This is a genomic window from Salinispora pacifica CNR114 (assembly GCF_000514775.1).
Taxonomy (GTDB): Bacteria; Actinomycetota; Actinomycetes; order Mycobacteriales; family Micromonosporaceae; genus Micromonospora; species Micromonospora pacifica.
Window position 1 is genome coordinate 23750 of the sequence record NZ_AZWO01000016.1, and the last position, 22251, is coordinate 46000.

A 22251-nucleotide genomic window follows, 5' to 3' on the forward strand; every position below is an offset into this window, starting at 1 on the left:
AACGGCGCCACGGCACTGGCGGAATACGCCAATCTCGTATCACCTGACGACAGGGCTCGTGTCGCTTGCCGCCGTCGTACCCCGGTATCAGCCTGGGGTCTGCCCCGTACCACTCGGGTGTCGCGGTGACCTCGCCGCCGGGCCAGCCGCAGATACGGCTAATCGGTCCGTACCCGGTAGGACCGGTGCTAAAACGAATCACGTGATTGCCAAGGGCGAGCGAACTCCATCCGGCGAGCACGGTGACCACACCGGACGGGAGTCTGCGCCCGGTGCCGCCGGACCGCTGCTGGTGCTCTGGGACATCGACGGCACCCTGATCGACAACGGTGGGGTGAGCAAGGAGGCGTACGCGTTGACCTTCACCCGGTTGACCGGCCGGCCCCCGGAGCACCCGATTGTTCCCGCGGGCAGGACCGATCCCGCGGTCCTGCGGCTGGTGCTGCGACAGCACGGCATCGACGCCACACCGGACGTGATGGCACAGGCGGTTGAGGAACTGAACAGAGTGTTCGGATCGCTCATGTCGCGGTTGGCGGAACGTGGACACGTCCAGATGGGGGCACCGGCGGCCATCGCGGCGTTGGCCGGGCGGGGCGACGTGGTCCAGTCCGTGCTGACGGGAAACACGCGGCACAACGCCCAGGTCAAGGTCTCCGTATTCGGGTTGGCCGGTGCCCTCGACTACGAGGTGGGCGCGTACGGCTCGGACACCGAGGTGCGTGCCGACCTGGTGCCGGTCGCGCGAAGGAAGGCCACGGCGAAGTACGGGATCCCATTCCCGCCGGCCCCTACGGTGCTGATCGGGGACACCCCACGGGACATCAGGGCTGGTCGGTCCAGCGGCGTGTTCGCGGTGGGGGTGGCCACCGGCGCGTACGGTGTCGACGCACTGACCGCCAGCGGAGCCAACGCGGTTCTTCCCGACCTCCGAGACACCAGCGCCGTGGTCGGTGCGGTGCTCGGGGCGCGGCGCGACCGGCCGGGGAGGCCCACCGATGAGACGGGTTGACGGCGCCGCGGACCGCCCCGACGAGTACGGGTACATCCGGTCGGATTGGCACCGTTACCGACAGCTGGACCGGCTCGTCAACCACTGGGAGCGGCCCGGCTGGGAGGCGGGCCGCCGCTCCTACCACTGGATTGTTCGGTTTGACGGGCGCCCGGCGGTCCAGCGGCTCGTCGAGCGCTGTCAGGCCCGGCTGGGGCACCTGGAAACCCTGGATCTGGTTCCCGTCGAGAGTCTGCACCTGACCGTGCAACGGGTCTCCTTCACCGACGAGATCGCCAGCGCACAGGCGCTCGCGGTGGCCGCCGCGGCCACCGGGCGGTGTGCGTCCATCCGGCCTTTCGCCGCGACGGTCGGCCCCCTCACCGGATCGGCGAACTCGGTCTTTCTGAGCGTGGGCCCGCACCGGCCGTTTCACCTTCTCCGGCACGCCGTGGTCGCCGCGACCGCGCACGTGCGAGGAGCCGGGGCCGTACCTGACCACCCCACGACCTTCGATCCACACGTCAGCATCGCCTACAACCGTCGACCCACCGTCGCGAAACCGGTGATCGAGCAGGTGGCGACCGTGCGGTCGATTCCGCCGGTGGTGGTCCAGGTCGAGACCGTCAGCCTGGTCGAGCTGCGGCGTTACGACCACACCTACCTCTGGCGGCTGATCGCGGCCGTTCCGCTGGCGGCGCGGGGATAGCGCGCCCCGGCTACCGTGCGAGCGTGGACTTGGACTCGACGCGGCCGACCGGGTTGGGCCCGCCGGTCAGTTCGTCCTGTGCCTCCTGCCAGGCCGGTACCCCGGGGTAGAGGGTCGAGCGGAGGTAGGCCCCGGTGAGCCGCTGGACGGCGGCGACCCGCGCGGGGCTCTCGTCCGTGGTCTCGGCCACGTCGTATCCGGCGACGCCTCCGAGCCCATGCTCCGCACCGAAGAGAGTGAGCAGGGACTTGGGGCCGGGGGCGAGGAAGTAGGGGTCGGTGTGCCATTGCGGGCCCAGGACCGTCAGGTGGGCGGAGGTGTCGTGGTCGCCGGCGACCACGAGCGCGGGTGTCGTCATCGTGGAGAAGTCGGTGGTGGCGAAGAAGGAGTAGTTGTCGCGCGTGAAGTCGGTGAGGGCGTCGCCTCCCCGGCCGGGCGCGGCGAGCAGCACACCCGCCTTGATCCGGGGCTCGGAGAGGTCCACCTCCGTTCCGTCGTGCGGGTCGGTCAGCCGTGCGCCCAGCAGCAGGCTCGCGGTGTGTCCGCCCATCGAGTGCCCGGCCACGGCGACGCGGTCCCGGTCCAGGCGCCCGGATAGCTGCCCGATGGCGGCCTCGATCTGGTCGAGCTGGTCGAGGATCCGTTTCATGTCCTCACCCCGCGACCGCCAGTACAGGGGGGCCTCGGGAGCACCTGGGTCCAGGCTCAGCGTTCTTGAGTTGAGGTGGGTGGGCTGGATGACGACGAAGCCGTGGGCCGCCCAGTAGTTCGCGAGCGGGGCGTAGCCGTTGAGTGAGGACAGGTGGTGTGAGGGGCCGTGCCCGTGTGACAGGAGGAGGATCGGTAGCTCGCCTCCGGTGGTGGGCGCGGAGACGCGCACCTGTAGATCCACGGCTCGGCCGGGAGCTGGCAGCACCACTGGACTGACGGACAGGACGGGGGTGGGGTTGACACCGAAGGTGTAGGCAGGCTGCGTCGGCTCACTCATCTCGTCTGGTCCTCTCGTTGGATAGCCCGTCTCGGCTGCCCGCGCGGGGCCTGGTGCCCCGGACAGCAAAGCGGAGCGCCGTTCCGCAACGATACTATACGGATCGTCGTTCCGTTTCGTCAACGCCGGGGCCTCCCCCGCAGCGGTGGGGCGCGGACGAAGCCCGGCGTCGCCGTCGCGGGTGCCGCCGGTGACGGTGGGGTGAGCCGACTCCTCGAAACGACCACGCGGCGGCAGTTGTGCCGACCCGCAGTTACGGCAGATTACTCGTTGCCCCAATCTGGCAACAGCAGCATTGTCGCATTCAACTTCGGTCGGTAATCTCCTCGGCGGGGAGCTTCAGAAAGGCGATCGAATTATTGTGCGTGAATTGCTGTGTAACCGGACCTATCGATGGCTGTTCACCGCCCAGATAATCGCACTCATCGGCAGCGGACTGGCTACGGTGGCGCTCGGGCTGCTCGCCTATGACCTCGCGGGCGCGCGGGCCGGAGCGGTCCTCGGCACCGCGCTGGCGATCAAGATGGTCGCGTACGTGTGTGTGTCGCCGCTCGTGGGAGCGGTGCTGGACCGGGTGCCACGGGGCGGGGTGATGGTGGCTGCAGACCTGGTCCGGTTCGGCGTCGTCCTGCTGCTGCCGTGGGTCGAGGCGATCTGGCAGATCTACCTGCTCATCGCGGTGCTGCAGGCCGCGTCGGCCACTTTCACGCCGACCTTCCAGTCCGTGCTCCCGGATATCATTCCGGATGAGGGGGACTACACGAAGGCGCTCTCCGCGTCGCAGCTTGCCGTCGCACTGGAAAATATCGCCAGTCCGGTCATCGCCGCCGCGTTGCTGCTCGTTCTGAAGTTCAATCTTCTGTTTGTGGGGACCGCGGTGGGATTTCTCGCCTCCGCGCTGTTTGTCGGCGCGGCAACGGTGCCCAGGGCGCAACGTAGTAGCCGGGTCCGGTTCTCTGAGCGCCTTTTCGTGGGGATGCGGATGTTCGCGGGCGCGCCACGGTTGCGGGCGGTGCTGGCGTTGAACATGGTGGTCGCCGGCTCCGGAGCCGTCACTCTGGTCAGCACGGTCAACGTGGTGCGTGACCTGCTGAACGCCACCGAGGCGCAGGTTCCACTTCTGCTCGCCGTCTCCGGTCTCGGCAGTGTCGCGGCGGCGCTCGGCGCGCCGCTGCTGCTGCGCCGACGCACGGATCGAGGTGTGCTGCTCATCGGGGCTGGCACGGCTCTGCTCGCCCTCTCCGGATCGCTGCTGTTGTCGACGTCGCCATCCTGGCCGTTGGCGATGGGTGTCTGGCTGCTCATCGGTTTCGCCGGTGGCCTGATTGTCGTCACGGTCAACCGGGTGCTGCGCGCCTCGTCGGCGGTCGCCGATCGGCCAGCGTTGTTCGCCGCCCAGTTTTCCCTGTCCCACCTCTGCTGGCTGCTCACCTACCCCCTCGTCGGCTGGGTCGGCGCGGGCGCCGGCTTGACCACGGCGTGGGCGCTCCTGGCGGGCTTGGTGCTCGTGGCGGGGCTCTCTGCCCGCCGGTTCTGGCCCGCTGGCCTTCCCGAAGTGTTCCGGCACCAGCACGGCGTCGGCGCCGATCGCGCGCACCTGGCCGATGCCGAGTGGAATGGAGTGGCGTGGGTGCACACCCACCGAGTGCTGATCGACGTCAACCACACTCGATGGCCCCAGCCGGTGTGAGTAGTGGACCTGATCATGGCAGTCATTGTGATAGCTAGACATTAATCGAACGTTCGTTTAGTGTCTGGAGGGTGTCCGATGAATCGCCGCCGAGAGGCGACAAGTCCTCCACAAAGAGTCGCATCCTCGCTGCCGCCATCACCCTCTTCGCCGATCAGGGCGTGGCGGCCACCGGGGTCCGTGCCATAGCGGCGGCAGCCGACGTCCACCCATCATTGATCATTCACTACTTCGGTTCGAAGGACGGGCTGCGGGTGGCCTGCGACAAGCACGTCGCGGCCTTCGTGCGGGAGCACAAGCAGCAGGTGATGAGGGCCGGAAGGTTCGATCCGGCGGAGCTGCGTGACCTGGGTGACGGGCCGCCGCTGCTGCGATACCTGGCCCGGACGCTGGCCGACGGCTCCCCGCACACGGCCGCACTGGTTGATGAGATGGTCAATGACGCGGTCGGCTACCTCGCCGACGGAGTCGCCTCGGGCCTGGTGCGACCGACGGATCACCCCTACGAACGGGCGGCGCTCCTGGCGATCTGGTCCCTGGGCACACTCGCACTCCACGAACATGTGCAGCGGCTGCTCGGCGTTGACCTGACCGCACTCGGAGGTGCGGCAACGGTGGAGTCAACCTACGGGCGCGTCGCGTCGGAGCTACTCGGTAGCGGGATTTTTCGCACCTGATCGATTGTTACTCACACCCCTGAGGCGGCGGACATGGACCTGACCCAGACGCTCGGAAAAATCCTCTCGCTGTATCTGTTGACCTCCGGAGTCGCGTTTATCGTGGCCACCCAGTTCTATCTGCGGCTCACCCAGCGGGCCGACCGGTCGGACCTGATGGCGGTGAACATCTCCGGCATGGTGCACCTCTTTGTTGGCTTCGGCGTACTGGTCACCCACTTCGAGTGGGGTGGCCTGCCGGAGGTGCTGGTGACCCTGCTGGGAGTCTTCTTCACCCTGCGCGGTATGAGCTACTACTGGATCCCCCAGCTGGTGCTCCGACCGGCGGAACAGGGTCGGGGGTCCGCGCGGGGGCTTCGGGTGCTGGGGGCCGCCTTCATCGGCTACGGCGCGCTCCTGGGCTACCTCAGCTTCTTCGGCTGAGCCGGTGATGGGAAACACGAGGGTCGGCACCACCGGATGCGGCGGTGCCGACCCTCGGACGTTCGCTGCCGCCTCAGCGGAGTCAGGGCAGGGTGTCCAGGTGTGGGCCGACGGTCTGGGCGAAGCTGTTGCCGTTGGTCACGTCCCAGTTCACCGACCAGGTCATCGCGCCGCGCAGCCCCGGGTAGGTGCGGGGTGGCTGGAAGCTGCCGCAACTCGTCCCCCTGGTCAGGCAGTCCAACGCGGCGTTGACCACACCGGGTGCGACGATCCCCCCACCGGCCGCCCCGGGGCCGGCTGGCAGGCCAAGCCCGACCTGGTCCGGCCGCAGCCCCGCCTCCAGCTGGATGCAGGCCAGCGCGACGATGAAGTTCACCGTTCCCTGGCTGTAGGCGAACCGCTGGTCGCAGCCGAGCATCGCGCCGGAGTTGTAGAACTGGGTGTTCACCACCGTGAGGATGTCCTGGATGTCGAGCGCCAGCTTGAAGTAGCTGGTCGTCGGGTTCTGCATGTCGATGGTTTGGGGTGCCATCGCGATGATCAGTCCAGCACCGACCTGGGCCCGCAGGGACCGTAGGGCCTGCGCCATGTAGGTGGGATTGAGGCCGTTCTCCAGGTCGATGTCCACCCCGTCGAAGCCATACTGCTGGATCAGGGCGTGCACGGAGTCGGCGAAGGCGACCGCGGAGGCCGCGTCGTTGACGGTAACCCGTCCGGTCTCACCGCCGACCGAGATGATGACCTTTCTGCCCTGGCTCTTGAGCGTCTGTACGTCGGCCGAGAAGTCCGTATCGGTGTAGCCACCCAGGGCGGCGGAGAGGCCCGGATCAACGGCGAAGGTCACCTCGCCGGGGGTGGCGGTCGCCTCGGCGAAGGCGACGGCGACCACGTCGTACTCGGCGGGGACCTCCCGCAGGCGCAGCTCGACCGCCGGGTTGTCGAAGTTGTGCCAATAGCCGGTGAGGATGTGCGCGGGCAGGTCGTCGTTCGGGGGAGCGGTGGTGGGGGGTGGGGTCGTGGGCGGCGCGGTGGTCGGTGGGCTGGTGGTGGGCGGCGCGGTGGTGGGAGGTGGTGGAGACGTGGTGGGCGGTGGTGCGCCGCCGCACTCCGCGCCGTTGAGTTGGCAGTTGGTCGGCGAGCCGGGCCCGCTGCCGATGAAGCCGAAGGAGACCGCTGCGCCCGGCGCGATGGTGCCGTTCCAGGACTGGTTGCGGAAGGTGTACCGCTGGCCGGAGGAGTGCAGCAGCGCCTCCCAGTGGGTGCCGACCGTCGTGCCGGCGGGCAGGTCGAAGGCGACGCTCCAGCCGGTCACGCCGCTGCTGCCGCCGTTGGTGATCGTGTACTTACCCTCCCACCCGGTGCCCCAGTCGGAGACCTTGGCGAAGCTCGCGGTGGGGCCGGCGGCGTACGCCGGTTTCGCCACCCAGGCCGCGCCGAGCGCGGCGATCAGGACGGTGACCAGGGACAGGATCAGGGAATTGCGACGTTTCATGGGAGCCTCCACGCCCGGACAGACACCTGTCGGTAGCTACGTCGTCACACTGTCTTATTATTAAGACTGTTAATTATTTGTGTCCAGAGTGTTTGTGTCGAGTCATTCGCGACGCACGACGCAATCCCTTCGCCCTCGGGTGGCGGCGGTGCCGCAGGCGTGTCCCCTTGCCGGAGCCAGATGGAACAAAGAAGGTTTTTTCGGGCGAATGCTAGGTTATTGGTGTGTCGTTCCGCCCGAGCCTTCCTCGGCTGCCGGGCCGTGGTGTCGGGTCGGTGGGGAGTGGGCGGCCGCGACGGCGGCTGACGTTGGTCGCGGCCGCTGCGTGTATCTTCCTGGTGCAGTTGGATTTCTATGCGTTGAATCTGGCGTTGCCGGCGATGGCGGCGGAGTTGGGTTCCTCTACCACCGATCTGCAGTGGGTGGTCAGTGGTTACATCCTGGCGCAGGCGGCGGTTCTCATTCCTGGTGGCAAGCTGGGCGACATCCTTGGTCGTCGGCGCATGCTGGTCGTGGGTTTGGTGATTTTTGGGCTGGGCTCGCTTGGTGCGGGTCTGGGCTCCGATCCGCCGATCGTGATCGCTTTTCGGGTTGTGCAGGGGATGGGATCCGGATTTATGTACCCGCTTGCCTTCGCGGTGATCACCGAGGCGTTCCCGGGGCGGCGGGCGAAGCGGGCGATCGGTAACGCGTACGGCATCGGGGCGGTGGCGTTGGCGTTGGGGCCGCTGCTCGGCGGTGGGGTGACGGAGCTGATCAGTTGGCGAAGCGTGCTCCTGGTGAACGTGCCGCTCTGCCTCGTGGCGATCGTGGCCGCCGTCGCCTGGCTGCCGGAGTCGCGGGACCCCACGGTGTCGCGCCGGATTGACCTGGTGGGTCTGGTCGTGGTGGTGCTGGGGATTGTGGCCATCACCGTGGCCGCGGACCGGATGAACGCCTGGCGACCGGTGGTGGCCGCTGTCCTCGCTGTCGGTGGGCTGGTGCTGCTGGCCGCGTTCGTGCTTCGGGAACGGGTGGCCGACAGTCCACTGGTCCGGCTGGATCTGTTCCGAAACACCAAGTTTGTGGCGGTGACCCTCCTGGGGATGGTCGCCAACATCGCCTTGGTGGTCACGATCTTCGCCACGACCATTCATCTGCAGCAGGTTCGGGGCTACTCGCCGTTCGTCGCGGGCCTGGCGGTACTCACCGCCTCGATCAGTGGTGGAATCGCCGGTCCGTTCGTGGGTCGGTTCAGCCAACGGTTCGCGGTGCATCGGTTGATCGGCATCGCCATCCTGGTCGGCGCCCTCGGTCTGCTCGTGGTGGCCGTCGGGGGTGAGATCGGGCCGTACCTGCTTGGGCTGGCGGTCGCCGGGTTCGGCTACCAGAGTGGGTATACCCTGACCAGTCTGGGTACGCAGGCCATGGTCCCGGCCGAGCGGGCCGGCGAGGCATCCGGAGTGACGTTCACAATCCTCTTCGCCGGCTCGGGTATCGCCGTCGCGGTGGTCGGCACGCTGATCGAGCAGGGCAACCTCGCCACCGGCATCACGCGGGTTCTCCTCGGGACCGCGGTCGGCAGTGCCGTGGCCGCGACTGTCCTGGCGAGGAGTTTCCGGGTTGGCTGACCCGCCGTCATCCCGGCGAAGAAAGAGCGAAGTGATAGTTGGCGGGCTCGACCAGTTCGCGGGTGTATTTCATCGATTTCCCTATTTCCTGCTTGCCGTTTGTCCCGCGACCTTCGATCCTCACGCCAGAATCGCGGACAAATGTCGACTCATCATGGCCAGACCGGTCATGGAGTAGGTGCACCGGTACTGTCACCTCCTCGGGCGACCGTCCGGGTGGATGTCATCAGCCTGGCCGAGCTGCGGTGTATGGCCACACCTACATCTGGTGGCAGATCACGTTCAAGCCTATTCGGCGGCCTGCTGGCGGAGAGTGGTCCAGAAGGGTTGTCGATGTTTCGTTTTCCGGGTCGTGCTGGCCGCGGGCGACGTGCGGAGTCTCTCGAAACAAGGAAGACATTTTCGTATGAAATGGTACGGTTCGGTGTGTCGTTCCGTCCGCGTCTGCCCCGGCCCCACGGCCAAGGTGACGCATCGGCGGGAGAGGCGGACCGGCCCCGGCGCGAGCTGACCCTGATCGCGGCCGCTGCGTGCATCTTCCTCGTGCAGCTGGACTTCTATGCGTTGAATCTGGCGTTGCCGGCGATGGCGGCGGAGTTGGGTACCACCACCACCGATCTGCACTGGGTGGTCAGCGGCTACATCCTGGCCCAGGCGGCGTTTCTCATCCCCGGCGGCAAGCTCGGCGACATCCTCGGTCGCCGCCGCATGCTGCTGGTCGGCCTGCTCATCTTCGGGGCGGCTTCGCTCGGTGCCGGTCTGGGCTCCGATCCGCCGATCGTGATCGCCTTTCGGGCCGTGCAGGGGATGGGTTCGGGCATCGTGTTCCCCCTCGCCTTCGCGGTGATCACCGAGGCCTACCCGGGGAAGCGGGCGAAGCGGGCGATCGGCAACGCCTACGGCATCGGGGCGGTGGCGCTGGCGCTGGGGCCGGTGCTCGGCGGCGGGGTCACCGAGTGGCTCAGCTGGCGCAGCGTGCTCCTGGTGAACGTGCCGCTCTGCGTTGTCGCCATCGTCGCCATCGTCGCCTGGCTGCCGGAGTCGCGGGACCCCACGGTGTCGCGGGCGATTGACCTGGCTGGTCTGGTCGTGGTGGTGCTCGGGATCCTCGCGATCACCGTGGCCGCAGACCGGATGAACGCCTGGCGACCGGTGGTGGCCACCGCCCTCGCTGTCGGTGGGCTGGTGCTGCTGGCCGCGTTCGTGCTCCGGGAACGGGCCGCCGAAAGTCCACTGGTCCGGCTGGATCTCTTCCACGACGCCAGGTTCGTGGCGGTGACCCTGATGGGGCTGGTCGCCAACATCGCCTTCGTGGTCACGATCTTCGCCACCACAATCCACCTACAACAGGTCCGGGGCTACTCGCCGTTCGTCGCGGGCCTGGCGGTCCTCGCCGCCTCGATCAGCGGTGGCATCGCCGGTCCGTTCGCGGGTCGGCTCAGCCAACGGGTCGCGGTGCGTCGACTGATCGCCGCGGCCACCCTGGTCGGCGCGGTCGGCCTGGTCGTGGTGGCCATTGGCGGTGAGATCGTGCCGTACCTGATCGGTCTGGCCGTCGCCGGGTTCGGCTACCGGACCGGGCTCACCCTGACCAACCTGGGCACGCAGGCCATGGTCCCGGCTGAGCGAGCCGGCGAGGCATCCGGGACCACGCTCTCGATCCTCTCCGCCGGCTCGGGCATCGCGATCGCGACGGCCGGCACGCTGATCGAGCAGGGCAACCTCGCCACCGGCATCATGCGGGTTCTCCTGGGCATCGCGGCCGGTAGCGCCGTGGCCGCGCTGCTGCTGGTCCGGATCCCCTGACCCCCGACCGAGCTACGCCGCTGCCCGGGCGGCCAAGGGTGACTCCACGGCCGCGGTGTTGACACCGCCGCTACCGGTTGCGGCACCCAGTGTCGCCGCTACCGGCGCGGCACCAGGTGGCGCAGCTCCCGCAGGGGCGCCCGTTCCTGCACCGAAACATCGTTGACGACGATCTCCCGGTCCAGGTTGGGCAACTCCTCCGAGTCGCCACGGCGGAACTGGGCCAGCAGGGTGGCTGGGTTGGTTCCCGGCACGGCCCAGCCCTGCTGCTGCAACCGTGCCCAGACGGTGTGCATGATCTGTGCGGACATCCGCCCCAACGCCTCGGTGTCCTGGTGGCGGTGCTTCCGGAGGCCAAGGTCAACCTGGGACAGCGCGTCCAGGCCGACCAGTTCCAGCAGGTCAACCAGCATGGCCGTCTCCACCCCGTAGCCGGTGACGAACGGCAGCTGTTCCAGCACCCGACGTCGACCTGCGTACTCGCCGGCCAGAGGCTGCACGAAGCCGGCCAGCTCCGGCCAGAACAGGTTCAGCAGCGGCCGGACCATCAGCTCCGTCACCCGCCCACCCTCGTTGTCCTCCTCGGGGCCGGGCTGGTCTTCCAGCGGTCGGTGGTAGAAGCCCTTCACGAAATCGATCGACGAGTCGGTCAGCAACGGGCCGAGCAGACCACGTACGAAGTGCGGCCGGAATTCGCGCAGGTCAGCGTCGACGAAGGCGACGAGGTTACCGTCGGTGGCGGCCAAACCGGCCCAGAGCGCGTCGCCCTTGCCGGCCAGCCGGGGCAGGCCCTGGGTGATCTCGTCCTGGCTGACCACCTCCGCGCCGGCGGCCCGGGCCACCTCCGCGGTTCGGTCGGTGGACCGGGAGTCGACCACGACCAGCTCATCCACGAGGGGGACCTGCTCCATCAGGTGTTCGCGGATCGTCGAGACGATCGGCCCGGTCGTCGCCTCCTCGTTGTAGGCGGGTAGCACCACGCTGACCCGGTTCTCCCCCTTCGCCTCCATCAGCCGCTCGATGTGCCAATCCTGCGCCGATGACGTCCGAGACGTGGTCCATGCATCGACAGCCGGTGAGACGGCCGGTTCTGGATTCCGCACTGGCACCCCCCGAGTCATGGCAGAACGCGCGGGTGGACTTCCCCTTCGTACGTCGGTTAACCCGCGTGGCGCCGGGGTGAGGCGGCCCGCCGGGTTACCGGTGTCACGGTGCCACGGGTCGTGGGCACCGGCGGCTCGCCGCGGGCAGCAGGTCGTCCAAGAGGTCGGCGAGCACATCCACGCCGTCCGGGCTGAGCACCGACTCGGGGTGGAACTGCACCCCGGCCACGCTGACGCCGCGCAGCGCGTTGACCGCACCGCTCGTGTCGTCCCGGGCCACCTCCACCGGGCCGTACGGGGTGGGCAGGCGATCCGTGTCCGCTCGGGCGGTGAACGTCGAGTAGAAGCCGACCCGCCGCTGGACGCCGAAGATCTCCACCTCTCGCTGCAGCCCCTGGTACGGGGCGTCCCGGCGGTGCAGGGGCAGCCCGAGCAGCCCGCAGAGCAGCTGGTGGCCGAGGCAGACCGCGAGGGTTGGCTGGCCGGTGGCGAGGAGCTCGGTGAGCAGCCGGCGCAGCGCCACCATCTTCGGCTGGGTCAGCGCTGCTGGGTCGCCGGGCCCCGGGCCGACCACCACCAGGTCGTATCCGTCCCGCGGGCCGGGCGCGTCCCAGGGCCGCACGGTGACGCTGAGGCCGAGCGCCCGTAGCTGATGGGCGAGCATGCCGGTGAAGGTGTCTTCCCCGTCCACGATCAACGCCCGGCGGCCGGTGAGCCCGGGACGGCCGGGGGTGTCCGCCGGCCGCTGGTCCAGCCAGAACCGGGCCAGCGGCGCGTTGCGGGCGGCCAACGCCGCGCGTACCTCCGGGTCGTCGGCGAGCCGGGGCACCGCCCCCGCGGCTGCTGCGGGTGCCTGCGGGCCGAGGCCCAGCGCGGCGAGCACCCCGGCGGCCTTGGCGTGGGTCTCCGCGACCTCCCCGGCGGCGACTGAGTGCCGGACGAGGGTCGCCCCGACCGACACCCGCAGCTCACCGGTGGGGGAGAGCTCGGCGGTACGGATCAGGATTGGGGCGTCGAGGGTCTGCCGGCCGCTCTCGTCCCGACCGAGCAGCGCCAGCACCCCCGCGTAGTAGCCGCGCCCGGTGCGCTCGTGTCGCGCGATGACCCGGCACGCGTTCTCCATCGGGCTGCCGGTCACCGTGGGGGCGAACATCGTCTCCCGCAGCACGTCGCGGACGTCCTTCGACCCCCGCCCCGCCAGCAGGTACTCGGTGTGGGCGAGGTGGGACATCTCCTTCAGGTACGGGCCGACCACCTGGCCGCCCCGCTCGGCCACCGAGGCCATCATCTTCAGCTCCTCGTCGAGGACCATGTACAGCTCCTCGGTCTCCTTCGGGTCGGCGAGGAAGCGCAGTAGGTCAGCCCGGTCGGCAGCAGCGCCGGTGTGGCGGAAGGTGCCGCTGATCGGGTTCATCAGGACCAGCCCGTCGTCCACGCTGACGTGCCGCTCCGGGCTCGCCCCCACCAACGTCCGAGCGCCGGTGTGCACGATGAACGTCCAGTAGGCACCGCGTTCGCGTAGCAACAGCGAGCGCAGCGCCGCCAGCGCCGCCCGCAGCGGCGCACCCTGCACGGTGGCGTGCAGGGTGCGGTGGATGACGAAGTTGGCGCCTGCTCCCTGGCCGATCTCGTCGGCCAGGACCCGGTCAACGGTGGCCGCGTACTCCTCGTCGGAGCTGTCGAAGCCCGCGTTCTGGGTGACCACCGCGTCGTCCGGCAGCGCCGCCAGCGCCGTCGGGAGGTCGATCTCCTCGTGCCGGTCGATCACCAGGCACTCCAGCGGGGCGCCGTCGTCAACGCAGTCGAAGCCCCGTTCGATCACCTGCCGGTAGGGCACCAGCGCGAGGGTGGCTGGCCCCGCTGCCCCGGTCGGCAGCGGGATGTCGGCGAGTCGTTCCACCACCCGTACCGACCCGGTGTAGAGGTCGAGGTGGTCGGCGCCCTCCCGGCGGACGAGCGCGAACGGCCCGGGGTCGGTGCCGGCCGCGACGGCGGCGAGTAGCGGGGGAAGGTGGGTCATCGGGTCTCCTCGGTCCGGTGCCACCCGACGGGCGTCCGGTGCCGGTCCGAGACCGACGGCCGCCTCGACGGGCGGCCGCGTGAAGCTACGCGCGGAGAGTGGCCGCCGGGTTGGCGGGCCACCAGCGGTGCGGGTGCGCGAGCATGCGCACCAGCTTACGCGGTCGTCGCCGAGTACGGAAGCGAGAGCCTCACCTCGCCGGCAGCGTGACGACGAGGACCACAGGGCGGAAGCGAGAGCTTCACCCCGCCGGGCCGGATAGCGTGACCGACGATGACCACACTCGCGTTGGAACTGGGCACCTCCTCGGTACGTGGTCTGGTGCTCGACGAGGCAGTCCGGCTGCTGCCCCGGGCGTTGGCCCGGCGGCCGGTGAGCCCTGTCATCGGTGCGGACGGCGCTGGCACGCTGGATGCGCAGAGCTACCTCGCCTGCCTGGGGCAGTGCCTGGACGAGTTGGCCGCCGGCGGGCACCTGGACGGCGTCGAACTGGTGGCGACCTCCGCGCAGTGGCACTCGGTGGTCGCGCTCGCCGCCGACGGTGCCCCGATCGGCCCGGTGCTCACCTGGCTGGACACCCGAGCGGTGCCGCTGCCCGGGCAATCCGGCCCGCGCGACCCGGAGGCTTTCCACCAGCGCACCGGCACCTGGTGGCACCGCTGTTACTGGTCGGTCCGGCTGCCCTGGCTACGGGTGAGAGTCGGTGGTTCCGCCACCCGCTTCGCCGGGCTGGCCGAGTACGTCCTCGGCGTGCTGCTGGACCCGGTCCCGATGTCGGTGTCGCAGGCCTCCGGCACCGGCCTGCTCGACCTCGGCACGATGGGTTGGGACCCGGAGGCGTGTGCGCTGGCCGACACCGGCCCGGGGGAGTTGCCGGAGTTGGCGCCGGTGGACTGGCATGGTCGGCTGCGCGCGGAGTACGCGCGCCGCTGGCCGTCGTTGGCCAGGGCGCGGTGGACGGCCCCGATCGGTGACGGGGCCGCGTCGAACATCGGCTCGGGCTGCGTTGACCCGGGACGGGCGGCGGTGACGGTGGGCACCTCGGCGGCGGTCCGGGTGGTGCGGGCAGTCGCGCCGGGGGAGCCACTGCCCCGGCTGGCACCGAGCCGCTGGCGGTACCGGGTTGACCAGCGGCACATCGTCACCGGGAATGCGTACTCCGCTGGCGGCAACCTCTTCGCCTGGGCCAACCGGGAGTTGCGGCTCCCCGACCGGGCCGAGCTGAGCGCGGCACTGGCCCGGGTGCCCGTCGTCGGTGGCGGGCCCCTGGTGAACATCGGTTTCGGGGGCGACCGGCCACCGGGACTGGCTCCGGCGGGTTCCGGGGTGTTGGCCGGGCTTGGCTTCAACACCACTGCCGTGGAGATCTTGGCCGGCCTGATGCGGGGTCTGAGTGAGCTGGTCGCGGTGGACCTGGCGGCCCTGGAGTCGGAGCTGGGCTCGCGGCCGGTCGAGGTGGTCCTGGGCGGTGGGGCGATGGTGGCGTCCGAGTGGTGGCGTCGGGCCTTCGCCGTGGCCCTCGCTCCCCGGTCGGTCTGGTACCAGCGGAACCCGGAGATCGGCGCGACGGGCGCGGCGCTGGTGGCACTCGGGCGGATCGGCGACGCGGCCGGGGTGGCCGACCTGGACCGGAGCGGCGAGCTGACCGCTCCCTCCTGACCTGCGCGCCGCCGAACTCCGCGCCCCCGACGCTGTCGCACCGCTCCCGAGCACGGCGCGGGCTACGCCTCGCGCTCAGAACCCGCCCGCCGCGATCACCTCGCGGTACCAGTGTGCGCTGCGCTTGGGTACTCGGCGTTGGGTTGGGTAGTCCACGTAGACCAGCCCCCAGCGCTGGTCGTAGCCTTCGGCCCACTCAAAGTTGTCCAGCAGGGACCAGACGTGGAAGCTCTCCAGCGGTACGCCGGCGGCGAGGGCACGGTGTGCGGCGGCCAGGTGGTCGCGGAGGAACTGGATCCGGCGGCCGTCGTCAACCGTCCCGTCTGCGCCGAGGGTGTCCGGGGTGGGCAGGCCGTTCTCGGTGACGGTCAGCGGGATCGGGCCGTAGTCCCGGGTGATCCGGCTGAGGATGTCGTACATGCCTTCGGGGTAGATCTGCTGCCAGGAGGCCTCGGAGGTGGGCCAGCGTCGCACGGTGGTGCCCGCAGCGGTGACGTAGTACGGGGTGTAGTACTGCACGGCCAGTAGGTCCACGGGAGCGGAGATGATGCCGAGGTCGCCGTCGTGGATGCCGCCGATCATCCGGTGGCCCGGGCCGAGATCGTCGAGCACGTCCTGGGGGTAGCGGCCGGTGAGCGTTGAGTCGAGGTAGAGCCGGTTCTCGTAGCCGTCGTGGCGCCAGGCGGCCTCGGTCGCGTCGGGGGAGGAGCCGGCCGGGTAGCACGGGTGCAGGTTGAACGCCGGCCCGATGCGCCCGGTCCCACTTCCGGCCCGGTACGCCCGGACGGCGAGTCCATGCGCGAGCTGCAGGTGGTGCGCGACCAGATATGCGGCCTGCTGGTCCTGGTGACCGGGGGCGTGATGGCCGGAGAGGTAGCCGTTCTGCACCACGGTCTTCGGTTCGTTGATGGTGAGCCAGGTCGGTACTCGATCCCCGAGGGCCCGGAAGACGTGTTCGGCGTAGTCGGCGAAGCGGTAGGCGACTTCCCGGGATTCCCAGCCGCCCCGGTCCTGGAGGGCTTGGGGGAGGTCCCAGTGGAACAACGTCGCCACCGGTTGGATGTCGCGGTCATGTAGTCCGTCGAGCAGCCGACGGTAGAAGTCCAGCCCGCGCTGGTTGGGCGTACCGGTGCCGTCGGCCTGGATGCGGGGCCAGGCGATGGAGAACCGGTAGCTGCGCAGGCCCAGCTCGGCCATGAGGTCGAGGTCCGCGTCGTACCGGTGGTAGTGGTCGGCGGCGATGTCACCGGTGTCGCCGTTACGGGTCCGTCCGGGGGTGTGGCTGAAGGTGTCCCAGATCGACTCGCCCCGGCCGTCCTCCTTGGCCCCGCCCTCGATCTGGTAGGCGGAGGTGGCGGCTCCCCAGCCGAAGTTCGGTGGGAAGCGCAGGGTGCCTGCTGGCTGGTGTGCCGAGCTGTCGGGCTGCGCGGGGTGGGGGAGGGTCGACATCGGGGGAGTCTCCTCTGTTAGTTCTGAACCGGACCGGGAGCGCTCCCAAGGACAGAGTACGCCTTCGGTTCTCCCGGCGGGAGCCCGGAGGTGAGGGGATTCTAGACAGGGTGGGGGGTGGTGTGCCCCGGTCGCGCTGTCGCCGGGGTGCGAGATGGGGGCGGGGGAGGGCAGCCCCCGCCCCCATCGGTGCTGGACCCGCCGGGTCGGACGGTGGCGTCTGGCCCGCGCGTGTCACCTGGGAGCCGGGTCACGCGAGTGGCTTGTGGGTCACCTCCTTCCACTGTGGAAGTGGGAGGCGAGGTGGAAGCGCTCCCAATTTTCTGGTGTGACTGTAACGTCTCGTAACTGCTTCGTGAAAGCGGCTTAACAAAATTGACACATCCGACTGAATTGATTCGCTACTCCTTGTGGGAGCGTTTCCAGGCATGGCAAGCTGATGGATGAGCCGCCGTCGCGGGAGCGCGGGGCCGAGGGCAGCCGGGACGTCCGGTGCGGCACCCGAGGTGGACGGGCGCTCGTCCACGCCACATCACCGGCCCCGGCCTTGGCCGGGAGTCCTTCACTTCGGGTGCCTCGCCCACCGCAGGAAGAACGGCCAGGCGCCCCGCCGGAGTCTCGGCTCCGGCCTGGCCCGAGGAGACACCGCGCATGAGACCCATGAACCGACGCCGCGGCTGGGCGACAGCCACCGCGGTGGTGCTGGCGGTAGCCGGCGGGGCGGCCCTACCCGCGTCGGCCGCGCCCGCCTGCGACGTCGGCTACACGACCAACGACTGGGGCAGCGGCTTCACCGCGAACATCACCCTCACCAATCTCGGCGACCCGATCACGGACTGGACCCTGCGGTTCTCCTTCGCCGGCAACCAGACCATCACCCACGGCTGGTCGGCGCGGTGGAGCCAGAGCGGCAGCGACGTCACCGCCACCAACGAGTCGTGGAACGGCAGTCTCGGCGCCGGCGGCACCGCGCAGATCGGCTTCAACGCCGCGTACAGCGGTACCAACGCCGACCCGACCTCGTTCTCCGTCAACGGTGTTCCCTGCGCTGCTGCACAGCAGCCGCCGACGGTCTCGCTGAACGTGCCGGCTGGGCCCTTCGAGGCGCCGGCCGACGTGCCGCTGACGGCCACCGCCAGCGACCCGGACGGGAGCATCAGCAAGGTCGAGTTCTACCGCAACGGTCTGCTGGTCAACACCGACACCACCGCGCCGTACGCGTACACCCTGCCGGGGCTGCCAGCCGGCTCCTACACCGTGCAGGCCAGGGCGTACGACGACACCGGGCTCAGCGCGATCGCGGAGCACTCCTTCACTGTCGCGCCCGCCGCCGGCCCGCAACTGGTCGCCACCCCAGCGACGGTGGGCGTACCGGAAGGCGGCAGCGCCAACGTGACCCTGACGTTGAGTGCGGCGCCGGCCGCGAACGTCCCGGTGCGCCTCGGCCGTACCGGTGACTCCGACCTCACCGTCGCCCCCACCTCGCTGACGCTGACCGCCGGAAACTGGAACACCGGTGTCGACGTGACCGTGTCGGCGGCCGAGGACGCCGACACCGCCGGGGGGAGTGCGACGATCACCGCCTCCGCCGCCGGCCTCGCCGCCTTGACGATTACCGCGACGGAGATTGACAACGACGTTCCCGGCGGCGACAACGAGTACATCGCACGGTTCCTCACCCAGTACGGCAAGATCAAGAATTCTGGGTACTTCAGCCCCGAGGGGGTGCCGTACCACTCCATCGAGACCCTGATCGTCGAGGCGCCGGACCACGGCCACGAGACCACGAGTGAGGCGTTCAGCTTCTGGCTCTGGTTGGAGGCGCAGTACGGCCGGGTGACCGAGGACTGGGTGCCGTTCAACAACGCCTGGACGGTGCTGGAGAACCACATCATCCCCTCCTCCGCCGACCAGCCGACCGCGGGCGCTCCCGGCACCGCGCAGTACGCCGCCGAGTACGACCTGCCCAGCCAGTACCCGGCGCAGTTGCAACCGGGTGTCCCGGTCGGCCAGGACCCGTTGCGGGCCGAACTCCAGTCCACCTACGGCACCGGTGACATCTAGGGCATGCACTGGTTGCTTGACGTGGACAACACCTACGGCTTCGGTCGGTGCGGCGACGGCACCACCCGGCCGGCGTACCTCAACACCTTCCAGCGTGGACAGCAGGAGTCGGTCTGGGAGACCGTCCCGCAGCCGTCCTGCGAGACGTTCACCCACGGCGGGCAGTACGGCTTCCTGGACATCGCCGTCCAGGAGCAGAACGCACCGGCGAAGCAGTGGAAGTACACGAACGCGCCGGACGCCGACGCCCGGGCGGTGCAGGCCGCCTACTGGGCGCTGACCTGGGCCACGCAGCAGGGTCGGGCCACGGAGGTGGCGGACACCGTGGCCAAGGCCGCCAAGCTGGGCGACTACCTGCGGTACGCGATGTTCGACAAGTATTTCAAGCAGATCGGCAACTGTGTCGGGGCGTCCACCTGCCCCGCCGGCAGTGGCCGGGAGTCCGCGCACTACCTCCTGTCCTGGTACTACGCCTGGGGCGGTGCGTACGAGCAGGGTCAGAACTGGTCGTGGCGGATCGGCTCCAGCCACAACCACTTCGGCTACCAGAACCCCTTCGCCGCCTGGGCCCTGACCACCGTGCCGGAGCTGGAGCCGAGGTCGCCGAGCGCGACCACCGACTGGGCCCAGAGTTTGGAGCGGCAACTGGAGCTGTATACCTGGCTTCAGTCCGCCGAGGGCGCGATCGCCGGTGGTGCGACCAACAGTTGGGGCGGCCGGTACGGTCAGCCGCCCGCGGGCACGCCGACCTTCTACGGCATGTTCTACGACGAGAAGCCGGTGTATCACGACCCGCCGTCGAACCAGTGGTTCGGCATGCAGGTCTGGTCGATGCACCGGATCGCCGAGTTGTACCTCGAGACCGGTGACGCCCGGGCCGAGGCGTTGCTGGACCGGTGGGTGCCGTGGGCGATCGCCAACACCACGCTGGGCGCCGACTGGTCGATCCCGGCCGAGCTCATCTGGACGGGCCAGCCGAACACGTGGGACCCGACCAACCCGGAGCCAAACACCGACCTGCACGTCGAGGTGACCGAGACCGGCCAGGACGTCGGTGCCGCCGCCGCCTACGCCCGGACCCTGACCGCGTATGCGGCGAGGTCGGGGGACGCGGCCGCGAAGAACACGGCCAAGGGGTTGTTGGACGCGCTACACGCGGCGAGTGACGCCCTGGGGGTGTCGACGGTGGAGACGCGGGGCGACTACGAGCGCTTCGACGATGTCTACGACACCAGCACCGGGCAGGGCCTCTATCTGCCGCCGGGCTGGACGGGGACGATGCCCAACGGCGACGTGATCGAGGCGGGTAGGAGCTTCGTCGAGATCCGGTCGTTCTACCTCAACGATCCGGACTGGCCGAAGGTCCAGGCATATCTGGACGGCGGCGCGGAGCCGACGTTCCGCTACCACCGGTTCTGGGCCCAGGCCGATGTCGCGATGGCGTACGCCGACTTTGGGCGGCTCTTTCCGAACGACTAACCACAGATAAGTGATGTAACGGACATTACCCCCGGGTCGCTGGGTCGATACGAGAGGAGGCGGGGCGATCTGGGGCCCCGATTCAGCCTGGTTCCGGGACGCCCGATTAGCCGGAGTGTGCGCGATATGCAAACTGGCCAAAAAACGTGTGCCCCGGGAGCGCGGAGCTGATCCCGACGGGGTAATGTAAGTCACGGAGAGGCCGCTCCCCCCGTGGCGGCCTCTCCCTTACTGTCTGGTGCCGTGACCACGAATGTTCACAGTGTGGGATGACCCGCTGTGGGTCGGTCGGCGCGGCGGCGTCGGGGCGGTCAGGCTGTAGCGGTGGCAAAACCTGTACGCGTGCGGCGGGTGAGTGACCAGGAAGGTCAGCAGCTACTCAGACCCGCGGGGGAACTGGTTCCTCGATCCGACTACGACGGGCCATCGTCGTGCTCGCCGAACGCTGGGGGTAACCCGTCACCCGCGCAGCTGAGCCAGACTCCATCCGTGCCGTGAGGACGGCACTAGCCCGGGCTGCCCGTCGACTCGCGCCGCGACACCTGTTCGGCCTGCGTCGATGCTTCGCCCGGGAGTACCGGATGCCGTAGCCCCGGATGGCCGGCCGGCAGTGAACGGCGCACCACCACCCAACTCACCCCGAGCACGGCGGCGACCAGCGGCCAGCTCAGCGCTACTCGGGCCACGCTCAGCGCGACCACCTGGCCGCCGAGCCACAACGGCAGGAAGACCGAAACCCGTAGCAGGAAGCTGGCGGTCCAGACCCAACTGCCGCGCCCGTAGGCCCGCAGGAGCGCCGGGTCTCGGCGCCAGCGGGTCCGCTGGCGCAGCACGCCGCCGACGACCACTCCCAGTAGTGGCCAGCGGATCACGATGCTGACCATCCAGGCGAGTGCGCTCGCCGCGTTCGCCAGGAGCTGTACCAGGAAGAAGTCTTCGGCCCGTCCGGTCCGAAGCGCGATCAGCGCGCCGACGCAGACGGCGAGCAGGCCCACCAGCACTGACCGGGGTCGATGTCCACGGCGCCAGCGCCAGCCCGCCACGGCCGCGCCGGTCACCAGCGCGGTGCCGACCCCGATCTGCAGCGACTCGCCGCCGAGGAGCCAGCCGGCCGCGAACGCCACCGGCGGCACGGTGGCGTCGATCGCGCCACGTCGCCCACCGAGTAGGTCGGTGAGGGACTCCGGCTCCGGTGTCGGCGTCTGGTGCTCCGAAGTGCTGCCCACTCTCTCTCCTCCCGTCGTCGCGACCAGCACGGACAACCCATGCGGACGTGGCGAATCAGCGGACCGGCCTCCAAACCTAGACGAGTTGGTCCGAAGTCCTTCGGTGGTCGTAGGCGTCAGTGACCCGGGTGACGGGGGCGCCGGTGGTGTTGTTGCGCCAGAGGGTGCCGTTGACCGACTCTCAACCGGCGGACCTTCGTGAGTGTCGCCTCGCTGTGGCGGGCCTTCTCCTGTTTGCGTGACGTAGGACACAGCTCGATGCCCTGATCGGCCAGTTGCTGCTCGAACGGCGTGGCGGCGAAGCCCTTGTCCGAGGTCAGCAGGATCCCGTCAGGTTCGGCGACCACGCCTGCCTTGGCCTGCAGCGTCGCGGCGAGGACTTCCCGTTGGCCGAGCTTCGGGTTGGCCGGTGCTCACAGGATCGGCATCCCGGTCGGGGTGCACACCAGGTGCAGCCGCAGTCGCCAGGAGAACCGGGAGGGGGAGGCGCGGCAGCTGTAGCTGGCCCAGCCGGCCAGGTCCGCCCTTTCTTCATGCCCAGGCATCGACCTCTGACATTGGAGAGATGATCACGTGATGGCTTGGTTTTTGTCAAATATTGCCCGTTCGGCGGCGAATTAACTTCTTCGTAACGGTCGCGGCCCCAGCAGGTGCCGGCCTCGCCGCCCGAGGACGCAGTGATCTTTCGCCACATGTTAGGTCATAACGGAACAAAATGCTGCGCCGAGGCATCCAAATTGGAAACCAACAGTCTTGCCAAGCAATGTGAATATCTGAATACTTCATTCAGCCTGACCCCCTAGCCACTTGGTCAGGTTGTTCACCGGCTCCGCCGACCTCGGTGGGGCCGTTCCTCCCTAACCCC

General features: G+C 69.3%; 15 protein-coding genes and 1 pseudogene. 9 read left to right on the plus strand and 7 right to left on the minus strand.

Features of this window, described 5'->3' with window-relative positions; translation table 11 throughout:
• The first annotated feature begins 202 nt into the window (after nt 1–202).
• Entirely contained in the window at nt 203–1012 is an 810-nt protein-coding gene (locus tag B118_RS0111535) for an HAD family hydrolase (protein ID WP_028192788.1), read from the plus strand.
• The gene (locus tag B118_RS0111540) at nt 999–1700 is read left to right on the plus strand and encodes a 2'-5' RNA ligase family protein (RefSeq protein ID WP_028192789.1); all 702 of its coding nucleotides are present in this window, start codon (nt 999–1001) and stop codon (nt 1698–1700) included. Before B118_RS0111535 ends, B118_RS0111540 begins: the two co-directional genes overlap by 14 nt.
• 10 nt (nt 1701–1710) lie before the next feature.
• Here B118_RS0111540 and B118_RS0111545 read toward each other — a convergent pair whose 3' ends face one another.
• A complete protein-coding gene (locus B118_RS0111545) occupies nt 1711–2688 on the minus strand; it encodes an alpha/beta hydrolase family protein (RefSeq protein WP_018811305.1) in 978 nt (325 codons plus the stop codon).
• Nucleotides 2689–3049: 361 nt separating this feature from the next.
• Here B118_RS0111545 and B118_RS0111550 point away from each other — a divergent pair, with 361 nt between their 5' ends.
• The 3 genes from B118_RS0111550 to B118_RS0111560 are packed head-to-tail and all read left to right on the plus strand — an operon-like array spanning nt 3050 to nt 5478.
• A complete protein-coding gene (locus tag B118_RS0111550; protein WP_028184552.1) occupies nt 3050–4378 on the plus strand; it encodes an MFS transporter in 1329 nt (442 codons plus the stop codon).
• 44 nt (nt 4379–4422) lie between these two features.
• Nucleotides 4423–5055, plus strand: coding sequence for a TetR/AcrR family transcriptional regulator (locus B118_RS0111555; RefSeq protein ID WP_028192790.1), 633 nt, complete (start codon nt 4423–4425; stop codon nt 5053–5055).
• Nucleotides 5056–5088: 33 nt separating this feature from the next.
• The gene (locus B118_RS0111560; RefSeq protein ID WP_018223503.1) at nt 5089–5478 is read left to right on the plus strand and encodes a hypothetical protein; all 390 of its coding nucleotides are present in this window, start codon (nt 5089–5091) and stop codon (nt 5476–5478) included.
• 82 nt (nt 5479–5560) lie between these two features.
• Here the strand turns inward: B118_RS0111560 and B118_RS0111565 are convergent, their stop codons facing one another.
• Nucleotides 5561–6970 (minus strand): chitinase, encoded by a 1410-nt coding sequence (locus B118_RS0111565; RefSeq protein ID WP_018811303.1) that lies wholly within the window; start codon nt 6968–6970, stop codon nt 5561–5563.
• Nucleotides 6971–7194: 224 nt separating this feature from the next.
• On the opposite strand from B118_RS0111565, the gene B118_RS0111570 reads away from it, so the two are divergent.
• Together B118_RS0111570 and B118_RS0111575 are read left to right on the plus strand one after the other, a co-directional pair.
• On the plus strand, nt 7195–8580 hold the full coding sequence (locus tag B118_RS0111570) for an MFS transporter (RefSeq protein WP_018223505.1): 1386 nt from the start codon (nt 7195–7197) through the stop codon (nt 8578–8580).
• Between the two features lie 411 nt (nt 8581–8991).
• Entirely contained in the window at nt 8992–10386 is a 1395-nt protein-coding gene (locus B118_RS0111575; protein ID WP_018223506.1) for an MFS transporter, read from the plus strand.
• A 98-nt stretch (nt 10387–10484) separates the two neighbouring features.
• On the opposite strand, the gene B118_RS0111580 is transcribed toward B118_RS0111575, so the two are convergent.
• A complete protein-coding gene (locus B118_RS0111580; RefSeq protein WP_155256546.1) occupies nt 10485–11507 on the minus strand; it encodes a glucosyl-3-phosphoglycerate synthase in 1023 nt (340 codons plus the stop codon).
• A gap of 85 nt (nt 11508–11592) precedes the next feature.
• A complete protein-coding gene (locus B118_RS0111585) occupies nt 11593–13509 on the minus strand; it encodes a chorismate-binding protein (protein WP_027647755.1) in 1917 nt (638 codons plus the stop codon).
• A 273-nt stretch (nt 13510–13782) separates the two neighbouring features.
• On the opposite strand from B118_RS0111585, the gene B118_RS0111590 reads away from it, so the two are divergent.
• Nucleotides 13783–15168: an FGGY family carbohydrate kinase gene (locus B118_RS0111590; protein WP_028192791.1), complete on the plus strand. Its 1386-nt coding sequence runs from the start codon at nt 13783–13785 to the stop codon at nt 15166–15168.
• Nucleotides 15169–15243: 75 nt separating this feature from the next.
• On the opposite strand, the gene B118_RS0111595 is transcribed toward B118_RS0111590, so the two are convergent.
• A complete protein-coding gene (locus B118_RS0111595; RefSeq protein WP_027645742.1) occupies nt 15244–16617 on the minus strand; it encodes a GH1 family beta-glucosidase in 1374 nt (457 codons plus the stop codon).
• Nucleotides 16618–17277: 660 nt separating this feature from the next.
• On the opposite strand from B118_RS0111595, the pseudogene B118_RS28205 reads away from it, so the two are divergent.
• Nucleotides 17278–20160 (plus strand): annotated as a pseudogene (locus B118_RS28205) (glycoside hydrolase family 48 protein).
• Between the two features lie 506 nt (nt 20161–20666).
• Here B118_RS28205 and B118_RS0111605 read toward each other — a convergent pair.
• Nucleotides 20667–21386 carry a DUF3159 domain-containing protein gene (locus tag B118_RS0111605; protein ID WP_018223513.1) on the minus strand — a complete coding sequence of 240 codons (720 nt, stop codon included), beginning with the start codon at nt 21384–21386 and terminating at the stop codon, nt 20667–20669.
• A gap of 413 nt (nt 21387–21799) precedes the next feature.
• The gene (locus B118_RS33450) at nt 21800–21931 is read right to left on the minus strand and encodes a hypothetical protein (RefSeq protein ID WP_272945082.1); all 132 of its coding nucleotides are present in this window, start codon (nt 21929–21931) and stop codon (nt 21800–21802) included.
• Nucleotides 21932–22251: the final 320 nt, after the last annotated feature.